This is a genomic window from Candidatus Enterovibrio altilux, assembly GCF_002381345.1.
GTDB classification, from domain to species: Bacteria; Pseudomonadota; Gammaproteobacteria; order Enterobacterales; family Vibrionaceae; genus Enterovibrio; species Enterovibrio altilux.
The window spans coordinates 105,892-132,202 of sequence record NZ_CP020663.1 but is presented as its reverse complement, the minus strand read 5'-3'; the positions used below and the strand labels follow the sequence as shown (position 1 = coordinate 132,202).

Here is a 26,311-nt window from a genome sequence, read left to right as displayed (position 1 = left end):
CAGTAGTAACCTGCAATCATTTTTAAAATCATTAAACCACTTACAATGACCAGTATTAATTAATAAATTATCTTTTATTACTCATTCTTTAGCGGCAGTTTTATATTAATTACTTAAAAATGTGAATAATCAGGTCCAGCACTTTGTTTGAATAACCGATTTCGTTATCGTACCAAGATACAACTTTAACGAATGTATCAGTGAGAGCAACACCTGCTTTAGCATCAAACACTGAAGTTTGAACTTCACCAATGAAATCTTGAGAAACAACTTCGTCTTCAGTGTAGCCAAGAATACCAGCCATCTTGCCTTTTGAAGCAGTTTTCATAGCAGAACAAATTGTTTCGTAAGTAGCAGGTTTTTTTAGGTTAACAGTCAGGTCAACAACAGAAACGTTAGCAGTTGGTACGCGAAACGCCATGCCAGTCAGTTTACCTTTTAGTTCTGGAATTACTACTCCTACTGCTTTAGCTGCACCAGTTGATGATGGGATGATATTTTGATAAGCACCGCGCCCACCACGCCAGTCTTTAACAGAAGGGCCGTCAACAGTTCTTTGCGTAGCTGTCGTTGCGTGAACAGTTGACATTAGACCAGATGCAATACCGAAGTTATCATTTAGTACTTTAGCGATTGGTGCCAGGCAATTCGTAGTACAAGACGCGTTAGAAACAATGTCTTGACCAGCATAAGTGTCTTGGTTTACACCCATTACGAACATTGGAGTCGCATCTTTAGATGGACCTGTTAAAACAACTTTTTTTGCACCAGCCATGATGTGCTGACGTGCAGTTTCGTCGGTAAGGAAGGTGCCAGTTGCTTCGGCTACAACGTCAACATCTACTACATTCCATTGAAGTTTAGTTGGATTACGCTCAGCAGTAACGCGAACAGTTTTGCCGTTAATTATTAAGTTACCGTCTACAACTTCAACAGTGCCACTGAAACGTCCATGAGTTGAATCGTATTTGAGCATGTATGCCATGTACTTAACATCAATCAGGTCATTAATTGCTACAACTTCGATGTCGTTACGCTCAATCGATGCACGAAATACGAAACGGCCAATACGACCAAAACCGTTAATACCAAGTTTGATAGTCATTATGTTGCTCCACGATTTAATATCTAGTGAAAGAGAATGGATAGTAAAATTACAGAATCGATACCAGTCATGCAAGGAAAAAACTGATTTAAATTGCGTAAAATTAAAATTTAATACAACACATTGATACATAATAGCTTTGTTTCCTCATTCGAGTTCAGAGAGCAAGCTCAAAGCATTACCACCTAATAGTTAATTATGTTTTTAGTTTGCTCTTGGAACTAAAATGAAGCAACAAAGTTGATAGAATCTTTTTTACGACAAGTGATTGACCATTTTTTTAAAAAGCATTGTGTATGTGTAAGGATTGGGTGCACATTGTACTCAAACTATTTAGAGAGTACAGAAAGAGTGTATTATTCTCTAATACTCTTGTCATAACAGATGTTGAATGTTAATATTTACGTTCGATTTACTTAGTATCTAGATTGTTCGCAAGCTGATACTTATTTTTAACCTTGTTATTTTGAAGGGTATATAGTATGAAATTCGAAGCAATAATACGTACGGAACATGGTACAGGTGCGAGCCGCCGCCTGCGCCACTCTGAGCAATTGCCCGCTGTAATTTACGGTGGCGGAATAGCGCCAATTGCAATCTCTTTGCAGCACAACACCATAATCAACCAAATGGATAAGGCTAAGTTTTACGAAGGTATTACTCTTATAATTGACGGCCAAGAAGTGAACGTGAAACCACAAGACATACAACGTCATCCATTTAAGCCAAAAGTTATGCATATGGATTTCATCCGTATTTAATTGATTTTTTGTCTGTAAGTAAAAGTGCCTAGTAGACGTTTTTTAAACTTATTATTTACTCCATTGATTAATTTAAATATGTTTTAATACTATTTAAGTTGTTACATGTCATTAATTCGCATCTTTTTTATCTTTAAAAATATTTATAATTAAACTGTTAAAAACTACATCTTTATTAGTAGAATACAATTCAGTCGCTAATGCATAAAATTTGCACAAATGAATATGCCACCCATGTTTTTTATCTATTTTTTTAAGCATTTGCTATCATTTAACTTCTCCAATTATTGCATTAACACAGCTTTATTTCTTGATTCAAGTTAAGATAACAAATCTCAACATGAATCACGATTAGACGTTCTCTTTTATTTTAGGCATACATAGCTCTGTTAGCGTATTTAACACTTTTATCATGGCGTAAGTTTCGCTACTTGGAGTATTGTGATTTCTTAAGCACAATGTTCTTTCTAAAAATTTGTTGACTCGGAACATTGTTGTCTCTGATAGGGAACGTTTATAATAATTATACCTCGTTTGCAATGCTGAATTGAACCGTATAACTTCTGGTAACTGAGTGCTAAATTACGCTAATACCCTCTGTCCCTAAAAGTGGTTTCTTTTTTTAGTGGAATGAGTGGAACCATTCGTTTAATATGATCGGGTGCATAAACACTGTCTGGTGTCGTAAGTGCTATCGGTCAGTATTTCATTGATTCTGCGATGGGTTTGCTTGAGTAAGTTAGGTAAAACTTTACCGTCAGCCACACTTGATTCACTTAACTTAGCAGCAATGATTTCATACGTGTTTATATCTGCTACCACCTAAGTGTAACTTGCGCTAGACTCGTTGTTTCCCATCAGTGCCATGTTTTTTGTTTGTTATTAGCCTTCACCGTAAAATCAATGACTAAGTGTTGGATGGTTCCTTTATTTTTCGTCTTGAACCTTGAACAGTGACATTCACCATTTTGGCTTGCTTGCTAATGCATGAATAGTGAGGTTATGACAATGGCAGTTGAATAAATTTAAAAACAAAATGAATGAATTTTTGCAGGCCTCTCAATGTCATTGAAAATACGCATTTAATCATCAGGACCGTCGTAATGGCTCAATCGCTAAATACATTAGGTTTTCCATGATTACTCTACTGAGTTTGATTCCATAGCTGAATAGCTTTTTCATCAATCTAGAATGTTAGTTAGCCACGATTGATTAAAATTTCATTATACTGCATACAGTTAGTTGCTATACAGGGAAACTTTTTCATAGACTTGAATATTTAAGTGAGCTTAGTTATTTAAAATACTAATTAAAAATTACTGGGAGAGACATTGAATCTAAAGGATCACATAACTTTAATTAGCGAAATCTAACCATGGTAAAAGTATTAAATAAGCTGACAGGACTAAGTATGCTTAACACGAAAATGATTGTCTAATAGTGAAATGTATTGGGATTTGCTATCTGAACTTGAATTAGGGACAAAACAGGTTCTTTAGCGTCCCGCGTAAATAATAGGTTGCAGGTATTCCAATACTATTTATTTTAGTTGTCGCACTATATTATGCGTGAGTTTAAAAAAATGTATACTTTTGAAAATGTAAAATACAGCATGAGTGGAAGCCTCACCAGCTACATCCCTGCACACATACCACAAGTACGAGCTGCTTCCTTCCGGATCTGACCCATTTCACAAGATAATGTTGCGGGAGAACTAACGAGGCCTCCATAGATTTAATACATTAAATCAAATAAATTTTTAAATTTAATATATTATGTAAAAATTTTGCGACCAATGCAAGAGATTATGGAAGTTTACGTGGAGGATTTTAACCAGCTTATATTCAACTAATTTGCAGATGCAGGTTGGAACACCAGAAACTTATCATTTATGCGGGACGTCAAAGAACTTGCAAATTGTAAAAAAATTACCGGTGAAAAATGATGTAGTAACCTCTTTGAAATAACGTTTACTTTTAAAATAAACATTATGCATTAATTGTTAATTCATCGCGTGTTATAGATGCAATATTCAGTTGTGTTTCCTAATTCGAGTTCAGATAATAAATTTTAACATGATTCACTATCTGAACTCGAATTAGAAAGTGGTGGAGCTAGACGGAATCGAACCATCCACCTCTTGTATGCCATACAAGCGCTCTCCCTTCTGAGCTATAGCCCCAAATTAAGCTTTTCTTTATGTAAAAACTGCATTTTAACATTTAGTTTATCAATGGTAGCAACCTCAAAATTAAATAGTGGGTAATACTAACCTCGAACAATGATCCTCTTCCTGGTGAGGAGGGCTCTCCCAACTAAGCGAACAACAAACGCATAAAGTTTTTAAGACTTCAATTATATTTTTACTTATCAACCTGTATGGACACCTGCAAAAATAATATTATTAAAAAGATTATAAATTCTAAGGTTACACTAGGGTTGCCATGTTATGATTTCATCTCAGTTATGAATACACTACGGCAGTCAGATCCACGATTGCTAATGATTTAGATTGCCCGGAGTCAAATTACAGACTTTGATTCGGATTACGCATGCTATCTACAATTTACTATATAGTGCTGCTTTTATATATCTATTATAACATGTATAGAAACTATTCGTAAGAGCTATAATAACTTCATGTTGCTCCCACGTTATATCAGTTTATTAATGGCAGTATCCCTACAGTTATTAACATAACTTATTGGCAAATAAGGATAAATTTTGCTAATTTGATAAAACTCAGTATGTCTAAAACAAAAGCGATTCTCTAATAATGAATCAAGTGCAAATTTGTTCTCTGAACTTGAATTAAGAAATAAAGCCGATTGATGAAAAATTCATTCAGCTATGGAATCAAATTAAGCAGGGTAATCGTGAAAACCCTTGTTTATTTAGCTACTTAACTATTACGACGATTTTTATGGTTAAACAAGTGCTTTCAATGCCATTGAGAGGTTTACAAGAATTCATTAATTCTCTTGTTAAACTCGTTCAACTACCAAGGCCATGGGCTGAAAGGCTACGGTGAAAACAAATGATAAGTAAAAAAGCGTGGCATTTACGGGAAACGGGGGGAGTTAGCATAAGCTGCATTGAGTGGCAGATATCAATATGCATGAAATCATTGTTGCTGAGTTAAGTTCATTAAATGTGACTGCCGGTGAGCACTACCTGACTTACTCAAACAGACCAGCTTAAGAATCAATGAAGTATGAGGCGATAGCACTTACTACACTAGAAACATTACAAAACCGTTCGTATTAAACAAGAGGTTCCATTCATCCCACTAAGAAAAGGGGCAACTTTAGAAAAACGGAGTCATTCGCATAATTTAACGGTCAGTTACCAGAAGTTATACGGTTCAAATTGGCATTGAAAAATGAGGTATGGTTACTATAAACGTTCCCTATTACAAACGGCAAAGTCCTTAGTAACAGAACTACGCGAGGAACATTAACAAGTTTAAGGGACTACTATTCCCCACCAGGTGACGAAGTGATAAAAGCATTAAATAAGCTGACAGAGCGAGGTATGTCTAAACTGAAAGCAATGTTTAACAGTAAATCATGTTTGGATTTGCTCTATACCTAGAATTAGGAAACAAATCCGTATGTTTAAGCGAAAAAGATTGACAGCATTGCTTTCAATGGTAGCGTTAGTGTTGAGTATGACCTATTCAGTATGTTTGGATTATGGTAGCAACAATAATCATCTCTCAATAAATGGGACATTACACTAAGTCGAGTTTATTGAATACACAATTTAAAAAATTTCGACTCATGCTGGGTGATCAGTATGTATGATGTAGTTAACATCCACGTTTTTTGGAGACAACCAATATCGTTCAGTGAGCGGGTTATAGTGCAGTCCGGTTATATGACGTTCTTTTAGTCGGGTTGAATCTATCATCCGCAATAATTCGGAAGGACGAATGAATTTATTATAGTTATGCGTTCCTTTCGGAACTATTTTCATTATGCTCTCGGCACCCACAATGGCGAAAAGCCAAGACTTAATGTTACGATTTAGTGTTGCAAAAAATACATGTCCGCCTGATTTTACCATGCGAGCACAAGAGGTAATGACCGAAGCTGGGTCAGGTACATGTTCAAGCATTTCCATACAGGTAACGATATCATATTGTTTAATATTTGATGTTGCATGTTTTTCTGCTGTCGATTGGATGTATTTTACTTGTATATTAGTTTCTACGGCATGCAAGCGAGCAACCATTAAAGGCTCTTTACACATATCAAGACCCGTAACATCAGCGTATTCTCTCCCCATACTTTCTGTAAGAATGCCACCACCGCAACCCACATCAAGAATGTTTTTACCAAAGATCCCGTTACTATGCTCAATGATATAATTCAGACGAAGTGGATTGATTTGATGTAAGGCTTTAAATGCTCCCTCTAAATCCCACCAGCTAGAAGCTATATTTTTAAATTTTTGCATTTCAACTGGATCTACATTGGCCTGATTTATCATTGAGTGTTCATTCCTGAATTTTTTGAGCAATGTAAATGTAAACCTACGTTCGATGAGTACAGGTACATAGACGTAACATTCTCAGAACTGTGATCTTGGGTTAGTTTATATTTGATATAGGCTTTTACTATTTTTAGTATAACACCGTTAACAAAGTAAAAATGTGATCACGGGGTAGAACTTTTACTTTATCCATTAAAATGCATATTGCGCAGCCACAATATGCAAAAAGAGATGATTTTTAAATTATGGCCCTGCTTCCTAAAGTAGAGAGCTAAATTATCGTTCTATGTGGTTTTATTTTCTCATTCTAGTTCAAATAACAAATTTTAACATGATTAAAGATTAAACAATCGCTTTTGTTTTAGATGCACTTAGCTCTGCCAGCTTATTTAACGCTTTTATCATGGTGTAAGTTTTGCTAATTTGAGCATTATAAGCTATTAAGCTCCATATCCCTCCCAGTAATTTTTTGATTTGAAACATTGCCGTTTTTGATAGGGAACGTTTAGTATAAGCATACTTCGTTTCCCAATATTGATTGGAACCGTATAACTTCTAGTAACTGACCGCTAAATTACACGGATGACCGCGTTCCTAAAAAATTGTTCCTTTTTTTGGTGGTATAATTGGAACTGCTTATTTCATCCGAACAAGTTCGTAACATTGTTTGGTGTCGTAAGCACCATTCGTTGATATTGCATTAATTTCTCAGCGGGGCTGTTTGAGCAAACTAGGCAGCACTGCATCGTCAGTCACATTTGAGGCGCTTAACTCAGCAACACTGATTTCATACGTATTTATATTTACCGCTAACTGCAACTTGTGCTAGACTTACTATTTCCCATTAATACCATACTTTTTTGCTTTCCATTCTCCTTCATCGTAAACTTTTAGCTCCGTAAAACTAATGGATAAGTGCTATATGCCTCTTTATTCTTCGTTTTAAACGTGACATTAACCGTTTTGGATCACTTGCTAATGTATGAATAGTGAAGGCACGACAAAGGCAGTTGAATCAGTTTGCAAACAGAATTAATCATGCTTGCAGACTTCTCAATGTCATTGAAAATACGCATTTAACCATGAGGGCCGTCGTAGTGGTTAAGTTGCTAAATATATAAGGTTTTCCATGATTACCCTGCTTAGTTTGATTCCATAGCTAAATAACTTTTTTCATTAACCTAGAATGTTAGTGAGCCACGATTCATTAAAGTTTGATTACACCGCTTCCAGTTAGTGGTTTTATAGTGAAAATTGTTCATAGACCTGAATATTTAAGTTAGCCTAATTGTGTAGAGTGTGGATTGAAAATGTAGTTCCCTTATGTAAAAAATAAAACCGGTTACCATAAACGTCCCTAGCAGAGACAGCAATGGTTAGAGTCAAAAAAACTACTGGTAGGGACATTGAACCTAAGGGATCACATAACTCAGATTAGTACCACTTTTGTGACCATACTATGTTATATTATTTATACTGTGAATTTAAGTGAATGAATTTTTTAACTCATTTGTGTTGGCTAGATGATGTAAATTTATAAAATATTGATTCATACGATAGTGAAAGGTATACTCCTTCAAGTAAAGTTAAAAGGAAGCTGCTAAAGAGTAGTTGTGCATTTAATTGCAATTTTGTGTACTTCAGTTCTGTTCCAGAATACACTTTTATAGTAGCGTGGGATGGAGAAGTTTGGTAGCTCGTCGGGCTGATAACCCGAAGGTCATTGGTTCAAATCCAGCTCCCGTAGCCACGTTAAATTATTTAGTCGTTTTTATGTTAGGCGTATTTATATCTACCGTTAAATGCAACTTACGTCAGACTCATCGTTTCTATTAGTACCATTAGTACCATGTTTTTTTACTTTCCATTCTCCCTCATCGTAGACTTTGAGCCTCGTAAAATCAATGGTTCAATGCTGCATGCTTCAATTATTTCGTCTTGAACGTGACGTTAACCGTTCTGGCTCGCTTGCTAATGCATGAATAGTGATGGCATGATAACGACATTGAAAATACGCATTTAACCATGAGTGCCGTCGTAATGGCTAAGTTGCTAAATAAACGAAGTCTCTCATGATTACTCTGCTTAGTTTGATGCCACAGCTAAACAGCTTCTTCATCAATCCAGAATATTAGTGAGCCTAACTGTTTAAAATATTGATTGAAGATTTAATGCCTTTATTTAGGAAATAAAGCTGGCTAGCATAAACTCTCTCTATTAGAGACGGCAATGGTGCGAACTAAAAAATTTATGGAATAGACATGGGGCTTAAGAGATCACAACATTTAGATTGACCGAAACTTACGTCACGATAAAAGCATTAAATAAGCTGACCGGGCTAGGTATGCCTAAAACAAAAGCGATGGTCTAATAGTGCACCATGTTGAAATTTGCTATCTAAGTCCGCATTAGGAAACAAAGCAATGTGGTGACGATTAAACATATACGCAATGTACAGCAAAGACTATACTATACTTTTCATATCTATGAGTTGTGCTAATTCACGGTGGAGTAAACCGTCGTTGCCTACGTTTAATTCAATAAGGCGTTTTAAGTGGCTAGCACTGTTGATACCAATGTAAATAATTTGAAAATGTAAGTAATCGTTATTTCCTTGAATGAGCTTTAATGCCATGCTAATGAATACTTCTGATTCATGTAGTTGAAAGTGCATGCTATATTTATCGTTGTTACCATTTTGCCATCCTAAAGGAGAATTTAACAATGCACCTTTTAAAGATAAATCTAAAATTTTAGATGACCAAGTCCTATTGGCCTGTTTTATAGTCGCAGTAGCGTAATAAACGACTCGAGAAAATTTACGTCTTTCAGTCATACAATTATTCCTATACTTAATCAACTTAAAGATACAGGCTTAAACACCTGGAATTTATTGGTTATTTTGGACCTCAAGAAGCTGGTAATTTTAAAAAAAGTACAGTAAAAAATTACTCAGTATTTTCTTTTTGAAAGAATATTTATTGTTAAAATAACCGTTGTTTCTTAACTGTCTATTCATCATCTTTCATAGTAGCCCTACCGGATTAAAACTTGAGTTATGAATAAGAGGATTATGAAACTTAATATTAAGAATAAATGCTGTACTTTTTATGGAGTTACTTCGATGGCATTCTGCTTCATTTAGAACAATAGAACTCTAAGGAGTTAATAAGATCAAGAAGATTATGATTAGCCTTCTTTTTGAGAACTTTATCTTGCCATTTACGTATCCATTAATGAACGTATCATAGTACAAGCGGCTCTTAATGCATACATAATAACGAGTAATATCCTCTTGTTTTTTGATATTAAACTTGGGTTAAATCCCTTTCGGTATTTTATAATTGAACACACTATGATGAAACCACTTGTTCATTATGGCTCCTATGTACGTCAACCCCATACCCACCTATTAAGTTAGATAGGCTGATGAGTTAATTAGCTGAGGTGCTCAATAAGGATCGTTGTCTCCGGAGACGTAAAAATTGAGACATCATGGCCATACTCCAATTTGGATATAAGGAGCACTGCATACTATGCGGTAACACACTCGACCATTACTAATTTTATTATAATGAGTTTTGAATTTGTATTTTCGACTATTGGTTAATGAAATTTTATAGTTTATAGTATGATACTAAATCATCAATAAAGTAAGCATCTTCAATAATTACGAGTATAAATATGTTTGATTAATGTCATATTTGTAACACGTGAATATGCAACACTCTATACTCAGTATAGTAGATATGGTTCTATAATTCTACTTTTGCACTTTTTGTCTATGATATTCTGTGCGCATATTGATGAGGTTGAGTAATATCGAAAGATAAATATAAAATAGTCACATTATAGCCTTCGTACAGTCATATATTTCATCCATTGTACTTAGTGTAATGTACCGTCTTTTATGGAGTAATTATGGTGGCTACCGTTAATATCTAGTGCCATTTTTGGAAGCAAAGAAATGTAGTTTAACAGTTTGAAATAGACTATATGGACATTAATGCTACCTGGCTGTATTTCCTAATGAAAACTCAGATAGTAAAACCCAACATGATTTACTATTAAATAATTGCTTTCGTATTAGGCATACCTAGTCTTTTCAGCTTATGTAACGCTTTTGTCATGCCGTAGGTTTATTAATCTGAATTGTGTGATACCTTAGGCTCAATGTCCCTCCCTGTAGTTTTTTAACTAGAACCATTGGTGTTTTTGCAAGGGAACGTTGATGGTAATCGGCTTCATTTCCTAAGTCACGGAACTAAATTTTCAATAAATACTTTAAATAGTTAGGCTCACTTATATATTCAAGTCTGTGAATAATATTCTCTAAAAAAACAATTAATTGGAAGCAGTATAATTAAGTTTTAAGCAATAGTGGCTCACTAACATTCTAGATTGATGAAAAAGTGATTCAGCTATGGAATCAAATTAAGCATGGTAATCATGGAAGACCTCATTTATTTAGCTACTTAGCTATTACGACGGTCCTCATGGCTAAATGCGTATTTTTAATGTCATTGAGAAGTCTGTAAGGATTAATTAATTCTGTTTTCAAATTTATTCAACTGCCATTGTCTTACCCTCACTCTTCATGCATTAGCAAGCAGGTCAAAACGGTTAACGTCACGTTCAAGATGAAGAATAAAAGAAGCATCCAGTATTTAATCATTGATCTTACGGCGCTCAAAGTCTACGGTGAAGGAGAATGAAAAGTAAAAAAGCATGGTATTGATGAAAAGCGGTGAGTCTGACGCAGTTACATTTAGCGGTAGATATAAATACGCACGAAATCATAGCTGCTGAGTGAAGTGTATCAAATGTGGCTAATGGTGAAGTTTTACTTAACTTGCTCAAACAGGCCCGCTGAAAAATTAATGAAAGACCAGCCAATGATGCTTATGACGCCAGACAACACTACAAGACCGTTAGTATTAAACGAACGGTTTCATTCATCTCCTAAAGAAAAAGAGCAACTTTTTTAAAAACTAGAATAGCCGCGTAATTTAGCGATCAGTTACCAGAAATTATATGGTTCAAATTAGCATTGAAAAACGAGGTATGGTTACCATAAATATTTTTTATCAGAGATGGCAATATTTTGAGTCAAAAAATTACTTAGGAGGAACATTGAACTTCAGAGATTATAATGCTCAGATTAGCGAAACTTAAGCTATGATAAAAGCATTAAGTAAACTGATTTGACTAGGTATGCCTAAAATAAAAGCGGTTATTTAATCGTTAATCCTGTTGAAATTTTCTATTTGAGCTTAAATTAGGAAATAAAGTCTACAATAGGAGTACTTGAAAATCATGTCGCGTTCGCATATAAAAGTATTACTCGTCATTCTCCTATTTTAAAATACAAAGCTATATGCTATCTAGGCATTTGTGTCTAAACAAGAGATATTATTTAACTATGGTTAAATAACAGCCTATATTATAACAAAAATATTGTGATTAGATAGGAGTATTGCGTGCACGTATCCGCCCCAGTCGTCGAGTCGTTAGACTCAATTTTACCAGACGAACCATTACTGATGATGGGAGCAGGTCCAGTGCCTATTCCAGCCAAAGTAGCCGCCGCGAATAGCATAGTAATAAACCACTTAGGTGGCGCCATGTTGCGCATTATAGAACAAGTTAAAGCCATGTCGCGTTATGTATTTCAAACTGAGTCATTACACATTTTGGGAGTAGCAGGTCCAGGTTCAGCTGCTATGGAAATGGCTATTGCAAACTTGATTGAACCTGATGATGTAGTGTTGTCTGTGAGTAATGGTTTCTTTAGTGATCGCTTAGCTGATATGTCAGAACGCGTTGGTGGTAACGTTATCTGTTTAAAAATTGAAGAAGGTCAAGCCGCAGACCCTCAGCTTGTAGAAGCAGCAATCATTTCACACCACCCAAAAATTCTTACCATTGTGCAAGGTGAAACGTCCAACACAGTATGTAATGCAGCATTGCCAGCAATATGTCTAGCAGCCAAAATCGCAAACTGTTTAGTCATTGTTGATGCGGTTTGTACCTTAAGTGCTATGCCACTAAACATGGATGCGTGGGGCATTGATGCAGTGATTACAGGGGGACAAAAAGGCCTGAGTTGTATTCCAGGTGTATCGCTAGTGGCATTTTCTAACAATGCATGGGATAAAATTACCACTCGTTCAGATACACTGCACCATTGGTGCCTAGATGCAAAACTCGCTGATAAGTTTTGGTACCAAAGTTCGTACCATTATACAGCACCTGTCTCAGGAATCATGGCAATTCACGAAGCATTACGTCTAGTTTGTCAAGAATCTTTGCCCTCACGTTTTGATCGCCATCTAAAATGTTCTCTTGCCCTGCAAGCTGGTATTCTAGGGTTAGGGCTTTCTCTCTCTGTCGATAAAGCTGCCCGCTTAAATTCAGTTATTGGCATACACGTTACTGATGAATTAAATCAAAAAGACATATTGAAGCATATATCACGAGAGTATCAGGTTGAAATTTCCGGTTCATTTGGATTAGACATTATTCGTATTGGGCAGATGGGAGAACAATGCCGCGTTCATAACATATTCCGCACTCTGCATGCACTTGGCTCTACCATTAAAGAATTAGGGGGTGCTGCAAACTTACCTCAAGGAGTTGCCATGTTTGAGAGAACGTTACAAGAATACAAGCCTGTATTTTCTTCACTGAATGTATAATACAAAATATCATGAAACAAGGCATACTATAGGATTAATTTCATTTATTTCAGATAATTGAACGATCCTTAGGAGGTATTTGTAACAAGGAGCAAGGTCGTGCATGCAATACGCTAATTACGTTTTGAACGTCGTATTTTCAGCCACTAAATACACCAATTATTTAATTATACATTTGTGTTTATTTTGAGTAGCTTTGCTTGCTAAGGTTTATTTAAACCGCATAATATATGGTATTTAAACGTGACGTTAATCATTTTAGTTCGCTTGCGAATGCATGAATGGTGAGGGCATGGTAATGGCTGTTGAGTGCGTTTGGAAACAGAATTAATGAATCCTTGTAGACATATTAATGGCATTAAAAATACGCATTTCACCATGAGGGCCATCGTAATGACTAAGTGGCTAAATAAACGAGGTCTCCTATGATTACCCTGCTTAGTTTGATGCTATAGTTGGATAGCTTCTTCATCAATGCAGAATGTCAGTGAGTCACGATGGATTAAAGCTTAATTATACTTCTGCCAGTTAGTTGTGTTGTAGTCAAAATTATTCATAGACCTGAATATTTAAGTGAGCCTAACTGTTTAGAGTGTTGATTGACAATGTAGTTCTCTTAAGTTCAATGTACCTTCGAGTAGTTTCTTGACTCGAAACATTGCCGTCTTTGATAAAAAAATTTTTATGTTAACTATACTTCGTTTGCCCATGTTTATTTGAACCGTATAACTTCTGGTAACTGACTGCTAGATTACCGAGGATAATTTCATTCTTAAAAAATTGTTCTTTTTTTGTGGAATGAGTAGACTTGCTCGTTTAATACGAATGGTATCGAAAGTTTTATCGCTTGATATTGCACTTATTTTTTGGTGTGTCTGTTTGAATAAATCAGATAATATTTCATCGTCAGTAACATTTGATGTACTTAACTCCGCAGTAATGATTTCATGCGCATTTATATTTACCGTTAAATGTAATTTGCGTCAGACTCTCCGTTTCCTATCAGTGCCATTCTTTTCTTACTCGCCCTCACCGTAGACTTTGAGCCCCGTAGAATTAATGGCTAATTACTAGATAGTTCCTTTATTTTTCGTCTTCAACGTGACGTTAACCGTTTTAGTTTGCTTGCTAATGCATGAATAGCGAGAACATGTCAACGGCTTTTGAGCAAGTTTAAAAAGCAAAATTAATTAATTTTGCAGATTGCTTTGTTCCCTAATTCGAGTTGAGAGGCCAATCCTCACATGATTCACTATATAGGTAATCGCTTTCGTGTTAGGGATGCCTAGTTTTGTCAGCTTATGTAACGTTTGCATCATGGCGTCGGTTTCACTGATCTGAGTTATGTGATTTCTTAGACTCCATGCCCCTACCGTAGTTTTTGGCTCGACCCATTGCTGTCTCTGCTATGGAACATTTATAATAATCAGCTTTATTTTTTCAATAAGGGAACTAAATTTTCAATCAATACTCTAAACAGTTAGGCTCACTTAAATACTCAGGTTATGAATAATTTTTGCGACAACATAACTAACTGATAGCAGTATAATCAAGCTTTAATAAATTGTCCTTACGAACATTATGAATTGATGAAGAAGCTATTTAGCTATGGAATCAAATTAAGCAGGGTAATCATGGAAAATTTCATTTATTTAGCCACTTAGCTATTACGACGGCTCTCATGGTTAAGTGCGTATTTTCAATGCCATTGAGAGGTCTGCAAGGATTCATTAACTCTGTTTTTAAACTTGCCCAATTGCTAGCGTCATATCTTCACTATTCATGCATTAGCAAGCGAGTCAAAATGATTAACGTCACGTTCAAAAGGAAGAATAAAGGAAGCATATAGCACTTAGTTATTACTTTTAAGTTAAGTGCATTAAATCTAACTAATGGTTGAGTTTACCATGATTAACTATTAATTACACTTACACTGCTTTCAGTTAGTTTTTGGTAACGAAGCTTCTCCATAGATTTAAATATTTAAGTGAACCTAGTTGTTTAGAGCGTAATTTTATGATTTTATCCCATGATTTAGGAAATATAGTCAAAATTATTTTTAAATTGCAGGTATCGTATTGCATACACGAAATGCATACGCCATAAGCTACATAATTAAAGTCTGCTATTTTTAAGAGCCATGTAAAAATAAGGTATTATAAGTTAGTTAATTTGCATTTATTTTAAATAATTATTGTTTAGATCACACGGATTACTTGATTGATTTGCAGGCGAGACCTTAAGTTTTATACTGAAATTTATTTCAAAAAATAAATATTTTACAGCTAATGATTATTTTTTCATGGTTTTCGGAATTTTCATTATTTTTTCAATCGTTTTACGTTGGATGACTTTCTGCCAAAAATAGTAGCCAATTATAACCTATGAAGGATTAATAAATATGAATTACCTGAAGTTAACATTGGGATGCGTAGCACTTCTGCTTGCAGGTTGTGACAGTGACGGAAACAGCGCTAATAATCAAAAGCAAGTTGACGCACTGCAAAAACAGATTGTTTCTTTAGAGAAACAGATTTTTGATGCTAAAATAGGAGCAGCTCAGACATTGGCATCATCTGCACAGGGTGATAACACATTAGATAAGGTTAAGAATGCTGATAGGGTTAGTTGTGGCGTAAGTACAGGGTTGCCTGGATTCTCAAGTCTAACGTTAAACGGTGAATGGGAAGGAATTGACGTCGAATACTGTCAAGCATTAGCCGCCGCAGTCCTAGGTGATAAATCGAAAGTTAAATATGTACCTTTGACTGCAAAAGAACGTTTCATTGCATTGCAATCAGGTGAAATCGATGTTCTTTCCCGTAACACTACCTGGACATTTCAACGCGACGGCATGTTAGGCTTGAACTTCGTAGGTGTTAATTACTATGATGGCCAAGGCTTTATGGTTAAAAAAACTCTCGGCATAGATAGTGCGCTTGATTTAGATGGCGCATCTGTATGTCTCCAATCTGGTACAACGACAGAACTTAATCTTGTTGATTATTTTCGCTCTAATGGTATGTCGTTCAAACCTGTTGTTTACGATACATATGATGCAACTGTGAAAGGTTTCGAGTCTGGTCGTTGTGATGCGCTCACAACTGATCAATCTGGTTTGTATGCGTCACGCATCAAACTATCCGATCCAGCAAGCGCTGTCGTACTACCAGAAATTATTTCTAAAGAACCATTAGGGCCTGTTGTTCGTCAAGGCGATGACAACTGGTTTGACGTTGCAAAATGGACGCTGAACACCATGATAAATGGTGAGGAATTTAAAATCACATCTTCAAACATAGATAAGATGAAAACATCGAAAGATCCCAACATCCGTCGTATCCTTGGCCTTGATGGCCCTAACGGCAAAGGTCTTGGTTTGAATCATGATTGGGGTTACCAAATTATCAAGCAAATAGGTAACTATGGTGAAAGCTTCCAACGCACTGTTGGTTCAGACTCATTGTTGAACATTCCACGGGGTGTGAACGCATTGTGGAGTGATGGCGGTATCCTTTATGCACCACCTATCCGTTAAGTAATATTGCTACCTCTGACACGCACCGAGGCATCTTATTGTGCCCCTATGTCTAAACGTCTATGGATAGAGGGGCAGTTATATGGCATTTAAAGGAAATGTATTGCATTCAGAAAAGATACCAAATTTTTATAAAAAGCAAAGTTTGATCTACAATCCAACCTGCCGTGCCACCATATTTCAAGTTATTGCGATTCTGGTCTTAATGTTTGTTGTCCATACAATTGTAAAGAATGTCCTAACAAATGTGGACATACGTTAGATTGCTACCGCTTTTAGCTTTTTTAGCCAAGAAGCCGAATTTAGAATTGGTTTAACGCTCATTGAATATGATGAAAAATATTTTTATGGCAGAACATTTATTTGTGGATCTTTTTAACACGGCATGGGTGTCTGTATTGAGTATAGTGTTGGTAACCACAATTAGTTTACTCATTGGGATTGCGAGTCTTTCAAAAACTGGTTTTTAGACCATATTGCTGCTGTCTGCATTGAAACTTTCGAAATATTTTTTTAAATATTTTTTTGGTACTTCGTAGTTCTTCAAGCATTGCCATTACTCAAACAAAGTTTTAACATTAGTGAATTATTTTTTTAAACATGCATGATTTATTTTTTATATGTCCTGTTTTTGAAGAAGGGTTCCACCTGGATCTTTCTTTCGTTGATTGTTGCTCTTATCTTGAGTTTTATACTGATACATTGTGAAAAAGATAAATAAAAAATTGCAGGGAAATAAATATTTATTATGCTATTTTCTTTGTCAATCATTATTGGTCTCTCGCTGTTAGCATTTATTACCTCTGGAATGCTAGTATCGTTGGAGTATCCTGAATTGAAAGGATTTAATTTCTGTGGTAGTTTCTCCATCAGCATAGAGCTTACAGCGCTGATGTTAGCTTTGGTTATTTATATTGCATCTTTCATTACCGAAATTGTACACTTCGGGATAGATGCAGTGAACTACGGCTAAATTCAAGTCTTCATGGCGCTTAGTCTAGCACGTAACCTAACATTACCGCTAATGAACATCTATAATGCCAAAGTCGCGCTAATAGAAAAATAAATTCATGACATCACAACATGAGTTTCAGCCAAGTCTGCTATCACCAAATACTGTGGGTGCAATTGGATGGATGAAAAAATACCTGTTCTCAACCCAAAAAAACTTTAGAATAGTTTTTATCTTGCCGTTTATTGTGTTTGAAGAACTGTGGACTGTTATTAAGTGGGCGTTTATTAATTTCGACTGGGTTGGCTCTACTCATGATGCATGCTCATATGCAGGAGTGTGTTGGGTTTTCATCAACGTGCGCTTCGAATGATTGATGCTCGATTTTTACTCATTCGAATAACTCTGGCGTCTAAAATTATTCTATCCAATCTTAGTCATCTTTATTCTTCTACTGGTTTACGAGAAAACACCGAAACGTCCTTTGATACTGCTTTCATTTGTTATTGTATTCGATTACTGATGATTCTCTTACTGTTTGGTGATGTTGTTGGGTTGTCAAAGATTGAAATACACCTTGGGTGGGTTTATTCATCACTATGATCATTGTCATCATCAGTATTATAGTTGCGTTGCCAATTAGCATTGTGCTTGCACTTGATCGTCGCTTAGATATGCGTATGATACGCAGTTTATCTATTGTTTACATTGAAGTTTGGCGTGGCGCCCCCCTTAATAATGGTACGTTTCATGGCATCTGTTATGTTGCCACCGTTTATGCCTGACGAATTTGAAACCAATAAGTTAGCGCGTGCTGATTAGCATGGTATGATTTTTGGAGGCATATATGATGGAAGTGGTGCGTGATGAATTGTAGGCTATTTTTAAAAAAATATGAAGTCGCTGATGCGCTAGGCTTCACTTACTTAAAAAAATGAGATTTATCATTTTGCCTTAGACATGGAAGATTACCATTCCTGCTATCATAATCACTCTTATTGGGCGGCTCAAAGACATGAGTTTTATCCTGATCATTGGTATTGGTCAATCTGTCAATACCGATTCTGAGTTGTTCGGTTTTGCAACGGAGAGTTACGTATTCGTAACTTTTACATTCAGGGTATTCTCTTTCGGTATGTCTCATTATAGCATTTATCTTAAAAATAAACTTTAGACTGACTACAAGAGGTAGAAAACAAGTATTGCATTATGATGAGTTCTGTGCCTAATTTAAGTTCATGTAGCAGATCCCGACATGATTCATTATTGAATAATCACTGTTATATTAGGCATATTCAGTTATATAAGCTTATTTAACGCTTGTATCATGGCGTAAGTTTCACTCATTTGAACTGTATCATCCCTTAGATCTAATGTCTTTTTCGGTAGTTTTTTGATTCGCACTATTGTTGTTTCTGCTATGGAGCGTTTATAACTAATTAAGTTCATTTTTTAAATTATGGAACTAAATTTTTAATGAACATTCTAAAATAACTTAAATATTTAAGTCTATAAACAAGTTTTACTACAAAACAACTAATAGGAAGCAGTATAATAAAGCTTTAATCAATCGTGGCTCACTAATATTCTGGATTGATGAATAAGACATCGAGATATGGAATGAAACTAAGCCGCGTAATCATGGGAGACTTCGTGTGTTTAGCGACTTAGCCATTATAATACTCCTCATGGTTAAATGCGTATTTTTAATTGCATTACAAAGATTTACAAGGATTCATGGATTTTGTTTTCAAATTTGCTCACTAGCCGTTGTTATGCCTTCACTATTGATGCATTAGCAAGCGAGCTAAAATAGTTAACCTTACGTTCAAGGTGAAGAATAAAAAACCATCCAACTCTTAGCCATGGATTATACGAAGCTTAAAGTCTACGGCAAAGGCGAATGGAAAGTAAAAAGTAGAGCATTGATGAGAAACGGTGAGCTTAACATAAGTTACGTTTAGCGATAGCTATTAATACACATAAAATAATTGCTACTGAGTTAAGTGCATTAAATATTACTAACGGTGAAGTGCTACTTAACTGGCTCAAACAGACCCAGCGAAAAATTAATGCAATATTAGTTAATGGTGCTTACGACGTTAAATAAGGCGACGAAACCGTTCGTATTAAGCGAGTAGTTCCAATCATCCAATCAAGAAAAAGAATAACTTTGGGGGAACGAAATCATTCATGCAATTTAGCGGTCAGTTGCCAAAGTTATACGAAAAGTTATAAGCATCCAATCAGCATTGGGAAACGAAGTATGATGACCATGAATGTTTTCTATCAGAGATTGCAATGCTTCAAGTTAAAAACTATTCAGAGAAATATTGAGCTTAAGAGTTCATAATGCTCAGATTAGGGAAACCTACAGCATTATAAAAGTGTTAAATAAGCTGATTGGGTGAGGTATGGCTAAAATAAAAGCGATTGTTTAATCGTCAACCATGCTGGGATTTACTATTTACATTTAAATTGGGAAACAAGGCCATTATGGTGCAACGAGTGGATTTATTTGTGATCTAATTGAGCAATGTAAATAAATGGTACGGCCAGTTTCACGGATTAAAAAACGTTAATTTTTCAGTATTTGAAACAAAAAATTATTATCTATGGCTCATCTTGTTCAGAAAAATTAACTATGATTCAATGTATTAACCGTTTAGAAGAACATCATGAAGATTCCATCATTATCGCAGGCACAGAGCGCACAGATGATTTAAAAAATATCTAGCTAGTGAGAAAAGAGGTCGGTATCTGCTTCCAATATTTCAACTTATTACCTCATTTCATAGTATTTAAAAGTTGTATCTTCGCTCCAGTTTAAGTCAAGAAAGTACCGAAAGAAGCAGTTGAAACTATTGCGATGAATTATCTGGTACGAGTAAAAATTCAAGAGTAAACAAATAAGTACACTGGTCAGCTTTTAGGTCATTAACAACATGGCGTAGCAATTGGACGTTCATTCTGCATGAGCCCAAACGCAGTGTTATATGATGAACCAACCTCATCTTTAGATCCAGAAATAGTGCGCGAAGTATTAGATGTAATGATTGAACTGGCTGAAGAAGGTATGGTAATGCTTTGTGTAACTCACAAAGTGGAATTTATTAAAAAGGTAGCAGATCAAGTAATGCTCAGGGATGCTGGTGAGGTTTTTGAAAAAATAAATTTAATGAATTTTTTAATAATCTGCAATTAAATCACACTCAACTGTCCTTGAGCCAAATTTTGCATCATTAATATTGTAAACTATGACTATGATCCTTTTAAGATAATCGATCATTTACATTTATTTACAAGATCAAATAGGCCTAACTAGAGAAATATATGAGTATTCTCAAAGGGTAAACTAATTTAGTATCAGTAATGCGACAAATATAACTTGAAAAATAGAGTGAAACACGCAATAACTATCATATAAGATATAATATATGTACCCCACTGGGAGAAAGCTATGAACGATCGGTTTGTTGTTAATGAGTACTCACAAGAGAGTCACTTTGCTACCAACAAAGTATTACGGAATACTTATTTTTTATTGTCACTTACCCTTGTATGGTCTGCAATTGTAGCAGGTGTTTCGATGGCAATGAGCATGCCATCTCCAAATATTATCATCATGTTAGTGGGCTTGTATGGTCTACTTTTTTTGACTGAAAAAAACAAAAATAACTCACTGGGTATCGTGTTTACATTCGTGCTTACAGGTTTCTTGGGTTATACCTTAGGGCCTATTCTCAACATGTATGTAGGTGCAGGTCTTGGTTGGTCAATTGCACCAGCGCTAGGTGGTACCGCGCTTACTTTTATGGCATGTTCTGCTTATGCACTAACAACTAAGCGTGATCTATCGTTTTTGAATGGTATGTTACTAGCTGGCTTCATTGTTATAGTTGTTGGTATGATTGCAAATATTTTCCTGCAAATGGCAATGCTTTCTGTTGCTATCAGTGGTTCATTTGTTTTATTCGCAACAGGCGTTATCTTATTGACGACGCAGTCAATCATTCGAGGTGGTGAAACGAACTATATTTCTGCTACAGTTAGTCTATATGTGTCTATCTACAGTCTATTTCTGCATTTATTGCAGCTATTAGGTCTTTTCAGTGGTGACGAATAAGTTAAAAATAACATAAAAGCGCTTACGTGCGCTTTTATGTTTGTTTTTTTACTGAATTATTTTATACATAATTTTTATGATTGACTCCATAAGTAGATATGTTTTGTCAGATCGAAGAATGAGATAAACTATGTTGGAAGTAGACGGTAAGTATATTAATATCGATGCTCAAGGCTATTTGAGTAATTTTTCAGACTGGTGTGAAGAAGTTGTTGTTTTTCTTGCCGAGCAAGAGAATATTAGGTTGACTGACGCCCACTGGGAAGTCATATATTTTGTGCAAGAATTTTATAAAAAATTTCACATATCACCCGCAGTACGTATACTAGTAAAAGCGATAGAAAAACAATACGGTCCAGAAAAAAGCAGTAGCCGTTATCTGTTTACACTCTTTCCTAAAGGGCCAGCTAAACAAGCCACCAAATTGGCTGGTTTACCAAAACCCACCAAATGTCTTTAAAATAGTGGTGGACACCACTTCCCTCGAATAGTAGGGATAATTTGATCCTTTACATTCGCTTACAAGAACTTAATAAAAACCTCTCAGGTGTTCAAAGTCAACGGCAATACATTACTAAATCATTGTACATTCATGAAACGTAGCATCACTTTTATATCACGATTAAATCATTGAATATAAGCTCCTTCATTCCACTGAAAAATTGCGTTTACTATGCAAAAATACTGTAATTACAAAGACAAGAGCATATTTTAAAAGTCATTAAAATACCATATTTGAAGGAATTTCACATTTTTTAGATTAGTAATAACGACAAATTAAAACGTTTCGGTTAAGCTAAATACTGTCAAGAAAAAGGCAAACCATAATGAAAATCTAGGGTAAAAAGCTGCCGGCCTTACATCACACAACGTGTATTATTGATAGCGGAGTTACTGGTGACATTAGCCTTCATATACTGGATCAATCCTGATTGTTGACAATTCTATGAGTTCACTTGGCTATGTTACCCCTTGGCCATCATTCAAAAAACGTATTGATTGAGAATAAGTCAAATGGACAAACCTAAGCTTAAGAACACTCTAAAATTTTTTGAACGTCTGGGTATAATTAAGTCACGCTCTATGTTCGGTGGCTTTGGCGCTTTTTGTGATCAAGCTACGTTTGCCCTGGTCATAAATGATTGTCTTCATATTTGAGCATGAAAGAAAAATGAAATTAAATTTAAACGCTTTAATATGCAGCCTTACATCTACAAAAAACGTAGATTTCCAGTTGTAACCAAATACTACAGTGTTCCTGATAACTGGTGGGAACAAACCGATATTTTGATGAATTTTACAACGGAAGCACTGGTCATCGCTCGTTATGATAAAAAAAAGAAAAAAACAGCTATCCTTACTCGTATTAAAGATCTGCCAAACCTTCGTCTGGCAACTGAATGTATGCTAAAAAAAGCAGGTATTACTAGTGTTGAGCAATTACAAGCAAAAGGTTCTGTATGCGCTTATCAAGCATTGCAAAAATTTCACAGCAACGCACTAAATTTTGCACTGCTGTGGGCACTTGAAGGGGCTATTGAAAGGATATATTGGTCAGTGATTACACCACAACGTCGCGACGAATTGCTTAGTTTATTAATCCATACCAATTCTACCAATACAGTCGATTATGTATTCACTGAATTAATTTTGATGCAAAGGTAATGTTCATACTGCAATGAATGTACCAATGACTTTATCGTGTATTACCTTTGATTTTAAGTATCGGTTCATTTCTCTATTAGGTTGTTTCAAGCGTGTATGAAGAGTTAAATTACCTCTGTCAATGAGCTTTGTTTCCTAAATAAGAGAACTAAGTCATCAATATATGATCTAAACAGCTAGACTCACTGACACTCTGAATATCAGATAGCAGATCCCAATATTCTTCATGATTAAATGCTCGCTTTCATTTGAGATATATCTAGCTCTGTCAGATTATCTAACACTTTTATGATTGAGTAGGGTTTGCTAATCTTGGCATTGAGCTTAAGGGAACATAATTCTTAGCTAAGCCTATGTCATGTTCGAAGCATGAACTAAGCTGACCGGACTTACTTTGCCTGCAACGAAAGTGACTGTCTAATAGTTAACCATGTTTAAATATGCCATCTGAACTCAAATTAAGAAACAAAGCCTAATAAAAAAAGTATATTACGATAGGTTCAATTTATCTGGCCTGATGGATAAAATCCAAGAATGATACTAAAGGTATTAAACATATTATGTGGCAATGGAAAACGGTTGACGCTGGATAATAAAATAGTAAGGAAATCTACCCTTGGGCTATGTTAAGAACAATAATGAAATACCCAACAAAAATTAATAATAAAAAAGTCACTCGTTCTTAAGATAGTGGCCTTAAACTCAGCGAAACTTTTTTTCAGTCTATACTTACGTAAAACTAGAAGTTGCACTTAGACTAAAGAAATATATCTATATTATAAGTGATTTGTAAGAGATAAAAAATAATAGTAGTACTGGTTATGAAGATAAGTCGAACTACATTTAGTTTCAAATTCGCAGCTACACTGTTTGTTACGTCTGGACTTAACGGCTGTTTTGAAAATAACCGCAGCACTGCACAGCTATGCAAAAATAATTCTCAACTATGTGCAAAACTTAATGTTAGAGACGGTCAGTGTCGTCATGAGCGGACAGACTTAATCTGGCAGCGATATAACGTGATGAAAAAGCCAACAGACCTTAATAAGTTTGATGAGCTCGTACTAACCAAAAAGTATGCTCGGTGCATGGAGTTAGTTGCACAGATTGAAACAACCACTCTTAAATCAAAGAAAACAAAACGCACTGAAGCACTTTTCCACGCTTTTGATTCTATTGATCGTATTGAACGAGATCTTAAAAACTCTTACCAACCTTCAATTATCTATTATCGCTGGACACAAGGTGACAATGAAGCTCTTGAGCAATTTCTCAAACTGGAAGAAACAAGATACTTAGATACATCAGAAATGCAGCTAGGATTAGCCACATACTATTTTGATAAAGACAAACTTCATACTTTAAGTCTTTTGCTGAAAGCATTGTCACTTTATGATGGTAGAGCTGGTCATACTCGGGATAACGTTGTGCCAGAAGTAATCAAATCGCTCGCAACGGCTAATCATTCTCTAGGCAATATGGATGATGCTTACCTCTGGGCATTGATTGGTTCTCAATTGGATCTGCCTGTGGCAAACCAAACACAATTAAGGCAACTTTATCCAATGAATGATTTTCGTCGCAGGCGTATTGCTAGCCTCGCACGCAATATTTCAGATGCCATAAAAAACGGTGATTTCAATGTTAGCTTATTAAGTTCGCTAACTATTATTAACGATTAGTAAACCGCGTTTACTGATCATATAGTTATTAAATTAAATTAAATTAAATTAAATTGAGTATAATATACCTATTTTATTGGAGAGATTATTGTGAATACCGTTGATATCAGTGTCGCTCTTGTCAAAAAAATATCGTCTCTGATAGGGAAGGTTTATGGCTACCGTAAACTCTTCCTATCAAAGATGGCAATGTTTTGAATTAAAAACTGCTCAGAGGAACATTGATCCTTACGGATTACAATGCTCAAATTAGCAAAATTTAGTCCGTGATAAAAGTGTTAAATAAGCTGACCGGATTAAGTATGTATTAAATGAAAGTGCTCGTCTAATAGTTAAACATGTTGAGACTGGTTACCTGAACTCGAATCAGGGAATAAAGCCCTTGAAAACGCCCTATTTTATAGGTTATTCGTGAGTTTAATTCGATGCAGATGAAAGAGGAGAAGTTTTGTATCTTTCTAACTTATTCTTTACACTATGCTTTTAAAATTACTTCATTACTATAAAATGTTCGCAGTGCAAAGCACATAAAAAGGACTAGCAATGTTCACTGGTATTGTTCAAAGTTCAGGTCAAATTATTAAAATTGTCAAAAGTGTTAATTTCCAACGTTATGCTGTGATTTTTCCACGAAAGATATTAGCAGAGTTGGCATTGGGAGCATCCGTTGCACATAATGGTTGTTGTTTAACGGTTACTAGCATTGATGATAACATTGTTTGGTTTGATCTTATGCAAGTTACTCTGGCATTGACTAATCTAGGCCAGTTGAAGGTGGGTGAAAGAATCAATGTTGAGCGTGCTGCTAAATTCGGCGACGAAATTGGTGGGCATTGTATGTCAGGTCACATCACATGTATGGCTGATATTGTTGAAGTCATTAAGACTGAAAGCGCCTATCAAATTTGGATTGAAGTACCTAGTAACACCACAAAGTATGTGCTTGAAAAAGGCTATATTGGCATAGATGGTATTAGTCTGACCATTGGTAAGATTAAAAAAAATCACTTCTGCGTTAACTTGATTCCTGAGACACTTCAAAGAACTAATATAGGGCGGCGACAGGTGGGGGATAAGTTAAATATTGAAATAGATCCTCAGACGCAGGCAGTTGTTGACACTGTTGAGCGCGTCTTGGCCGTTAAAAATTAAGTACTCATACGTTTAGTGCTTAACACAAGAACCTATTGATGCGTTGGCTTTTGCTCTTCTAACTACTGAATTAAAACAATGGATTCATCGTCTGTATCAAGATATTAATTAAATGTTATGTGCTAATTATAGCTT

At 35.4% G+C, this 26,311-nt stretch carries 13 protein-coding genes, 2 tRNA genes, 1 other RNA gene and 10 pseudogenes; 16 read left to right on the top strand and 10 right to left on the bottom strand.

Annotated features, from left to right (window positions below; all coding sequences use genetic code 11):
* Window positions 1–109: 109 nt before the first annotated feature.
* Window positions 110–1,105 carry a type I glyceraldehyde-3-phosphate dehydrogenase gene (gene gap / locus BTN50_RS08250; protein WP_096619776.1) on the bottom strand — a complete coding sequence of 332 codons (996 nt, stop codon included), beginning with the start codon at window positions 1,103–1,105 and terminating at the stop codon, window positions 110–112.
* Window positions 1,106–1,587: 482 nt separating this feature from the next.
* On the opposite strand from gap, the gene rplY reads away from it, so the two are divergent.
* Complete coding sequence (gene rplY, locus BTN50_RS08245; RefSeq protein WP_096619775.1) at window positions 1,588–1,866, top strand: 50S ribosomal protein L25; 279 nt, start codon at window positions 1,588–1,590, stop codon at window positions 1,864–1,866.
* A gap of 351 nt (window positions 1,867–2,217) precedes the next feature.
* Here the strand turns inward: rplY and BTN50_RS08240 are convergent.
* The 3 genes and pseudogenes from BTN50_RS08240 to BTN50_RS08230 form a co-directional block, all read right to left on the bottom strand.
* Window positions 2,218–3,133: pseudogene (locus BTN50_RS08240) on the bottom strand (IS5 family transposase).
* Between the two features lie 356 nt (window positions 3,134–3,489).
* Window positions 3,490–3,586: signal recognition particle sRNA small type (gene ffs / locus BTN50_RS08235), an RNA gene on the bottom strand.
* A 386-nt stretch (window positions 3,587–3,972) separates the two neighbouring features.
* Window positions 3,973–4,048, bottom strand: a tRNA-Ala gene (locus BTN50_RS08230).
* 636 nt (window positions 4,049–4,684) lie between these two features.
* Between BTN50_RS08230 and BTN50_RS12535 the strand changes: the two genes are divergently transcribed.
* On the top strand, window positions 4,685–4,897 hold the full coding sequence (locus tag BTN50_RS12535; RefSeq protein WP_096619774.1) for a transposase: 213 nt from the start codon (window positions 4,685–4,687) through the stop codon (window positions 4,895–4,897).
* Window positions 4,898–5,646: 749 nt separating this feature from the next.
* On the opposite strand, the gene ubiG is transcribed toward BTN50_RS12535, so the two are convergent.
* Together ubiG and BTN50_RS08215 are read right to left on the bottom strand one after the other, a co-directional pair.
* Complete coding sequence (gene ubiG / locus BTN50_RS08220) at window positions 5,647–6,360, bottom strand: bifunctional 2-polyprenyl-6-hydroxyphenol methylase/3-demethylubiquinol 3-O-methyltransferase UbiG (RefSeq protein WP_096619773.1); 714 nt, start codon at window positions 6,358–6,360, stop codon at window positions 5,647–5,649.
* Window positions 6,361–6,705: 345 nt separating this feature from the next.
* Window positions 6,706–7,625 (bottom strand): annotated as a pseudogene (locus tag BTN50_RS08215) (IS5 family transposase).
* A 411-nt stretch (window positions 7,626–8,036) separates the two neighbouring features.
* Between BTN50_RS08215 and BTN50_RS08210 the strand changes: the two are divergent.
* Window positions 8,037–8,113: transfer RNA gene (locus tag BTN50_RS08210), tRNA-Ile, on the top strand.
* Window positions 8,114–8,135: 22 nt separating this feature from the next.
* On the opposite strand, the pseudogene BTN50_RS08205 reads toward BTN50_RS08210, so the two are convergent.
* Window positions 8,136–8,531, bottom strand: a pseudogene (locus BTN50_RS08205) (transposase); the annotation flags it as partial.
* A 296-nt stretch (window positions 8,532–8,827) separates the two neighbouring features.
* Window positions 8,828–9,199 carry a PilZ domain-containing protein gene (locus tag BTN50_RS08200; RefSeq protein ID WP_096619772.1) on the bottom strand — a complete coding sequence of 124 codons (372 nt, stop codon included), beginning with the start codon at window positions 9,197–9,199 and terminating at the stop codon, window positions 8,828–8,830.
* 1,486 nt (window positions 9,200–10,685) lie between these two features.
* Between BTN50_RS08200 and BTN50_RS09610 the strand changes: the two are divergent.
* Together BTN50_RS09610 and BTN50_RS08185 are read left to right on the top strand one after the other, a co-directional pair.
* A pseudogene (locus BTN50_RS09610) lies at window positions 10,686–11,571 on the top strand (IS5 family transposase).
* Between the two features lie 272 nt (window positions 11,572–11,843).
* Window positions 11,844–13,061: a pyridoxal-phosphate-dependent aminotransferase family protein gene (locus BTN50_RS08185; protein WP_096619769.1), complete on the top strand. Its 1,218-nt coding sequence runs from the start codon at window positions 11,844–11,846 to the stop codon at window positions 13,059–13,061.
* 236 nt (window positions 13,062–13,297) lie between these two features.
* Here the strand turns inward: BTN50_RS08185 and BTN50_RS08180 are convergent.
* Window positions 13,298–13,564: pseudogene (locus BTN50_RS08180) on the bottom strand (transposase); the annotation flags it as partial.
* 1,056 nt (window positions 13,565–14,620) lie between these two features.
* Here BTN50_RS08180 and BTN50_RS08175 point away from each other — a divergent pair.
* The 9 genes and pseudogenes from BTN50_RS08175 to BTN50_RS11580 all read left to right on the top strand — a co-directional run.
* Window positions 14,621–14,907, top strand: a pseudogene (locus BTN50_RS08175) (transposase); the annotation flags it as partial.
* Between the two features lie 555 nt (window positions 14,908–15,462).
* Entirely contained in the window at window positions 15,463–16,599 is a 1,137-nt protein-coding gene (locus BTN50_RS08170) for an amino acid ABC transporter substrate-binding protein (protein WP_096619767.1), read from the top strand.
* A 748-nt stretch (window positions 16,600–17,347) separates the two neighbouring features.
* Entirely contained in the window at window positions 17,348–17,572 is a 225-nt protein-coding gene (locus tag BTN50_RS08160) for a hypothetical protein (protein WP_096619765.1), read from the top strand.
* Window positions 17,573–17,669: 97 nt separating this feature from the next.
* A pseudogene (locus tag BTN50_RS08155) lies at window positions 17,670–18,725 on the top strand (ABC transporter permease subunit).
* Between the two features lie 337 nt (window positions 18,726–19,062).
* A pseudogene (locus tag BTN50_RS08150) lies at window positions 19,063–19,962 on the top strand (IS5 family transposase).
* Window positions 19,963–20,080: 118 nt separating this feature from the next.
* A pseudogene (locus tag BTN50_RS08145) lies at window positions 20,081–20,797 on the top strand (amino acid ABC transporter ATP-binding protein).
* A 214-nt stretch (window positions 20,798–21,011) separates the two neighbouring features.
* Window positions 21,012–21,677: a Bax inhibitor-1/YccA family protein gene (locus tag BTN50_RS08140; protein ID WP_096619764.1), complete on the top strand. Its 666-nt coding sequence runs from the start codon at window positions 21,012–21,014 to the stop codon at window positions 21,675–21,677.
* Window positions 21,678–21,807: 130 nt separating this feature from the next.
* Entirely contained in the window at window positions 21,808–22,137 is a 330-nt protein-coding gene (locus BTN50_RS08135) for a TusE/DsrC/DsvC family sulfur relay protein (protein ID WP_096619763.1), read from the top strand.
* A 554-nt stretch (window positions 22,138–22,691) separates the two neighbouring features.
* A pseudogene (locus BTN50_RS11580) lies at window positions 22,692–23,276 on the top strand (TfoX/Sxy family DNA transformation protein); the annotation flags it as partial.
* Between the two features lie 69 nt (window positions 23,277–23,345).
* Here BTN50_RS11580 and BTN50_RS12530 read toward each other — a convergent pair.
* On the bottom strand, window positions 23,346–23,465 hold the full coding sequence (locus BTN50_RS12530; protein ID WP_096619762.1) for an IS1 family transposase: 120 nt from the start codon (window positions 23,463–23,465) through the stop codon (window positions 23,346–23,348).
* 698 nt (window positions 23,466–24,163) lie between these two features.
* Here BTN50_RS12530 and BTN50_RS08120 point away from each other — a divergent pair.
* Both BTN50_RS08120 and BTN50_RS08115 read left to right on the top strand, forming a co-directional pair.
* The gene (locus tag BTN50_RS08120) at window positions 24,164–25,024 is read left to right on the top strand and encodes a DUF2989 domain-containing protein (RefSeq protein WP_096619761.1); all 861 of its coding nucleotides are present in this window, start codon (window positions 24,164–24,166) and stop codon (window positions 25,022–25,024) included.
* Between the two features lie 543 nt (window positions 25,025–25,567).
* On the top strand, window positions 25,568–26,176 hold the full coding sequence (locus BTN50_RS08115; protein ID WP_096619760.1) for a riboflavin synthase subunit alpha: 609 nt from the start codon (window positions 25,568–25,570) through the stop codon (window positions 26,174–26,176).
* Window positions 26,177–26,311 lie beyond the last annotated feature (135 nt).

What these genes read in the sequence shown, in the direction of transcription:
- ubiG (WP_096619773.1), bottom strand. Translation starts at nt 6,360, where the DNA reads ATGATAAATCAGGCCAATGTAGATCCAGTTGAAATGCAAAAATTTAAA.
- BTN50_RS08135 (WP_096619763.1), top strand. Translation starts at nt 21,808, where the DNA reads ATGTTGGAAGTAGACGGTAAGTATATTAATATCGATGCTCAAGGCTAT.
- BTN50_RS08140 (WP_096619764.1), top strand. Translation starts at nt 21,012, where the DNA reads ATGAACGATCGGTTTGTTGTTAATGAGTACTCACAAGAGAGTCACTTT.
- BTN50_RS08200 (WP_096619772.1), bottom strand. Translation starts at nt 9,199, where the DNA reads ATGACTGAAAGACGTAAATTTTCTCGAGTCGTTTATTACGCTACTGCG.
- gap (WP_096619776.1), bottom strand. Translation starts at nt 1,105, where the DNA reads ATGACTATCAAACTTGGTATTAACGGTTTTGGTCGTATTGGCCGTTTC.
- BTN50_RS08160 (WP_096619765.1), top strand. Translation starts at nt 17,348, where the DNA reads ATGCTATTTTCTTTGTCAATCATTATTGGTCTCTCGCTGTTAGCATTT.
- BTN50_RS08170 (WP_096619767.1), top strand. Translation starts at nt 15,463, where the DNA reads ATGAATTACCTGAAGTTAACATTGGGATGCGTAGCACTTCTGCTTGCA.
- rplY (WP_096619775.1), top strand. Translation starts at nt 1,588, where the DNA reads ATGAAATTCGAAGCAATAATACGTACGGAACATGGTACAGGTGCGAGC.
- BTN50_RS08120 (WP_096619761.1), top strand. Translation starts at nt 24,164, where the DNA reads ATGAAGATAAGTCGAACTACATTTAGTTTCAAATTCGCAGCTACACTG.
- BTN50_RS08115 (WP_096619760.1), top strand. Translation starts at nt 25,568, where the DNA reads ATGTTCACTGGTATTGTTCAAAGTTCAGGTCAAATTATTAAAATTGTC.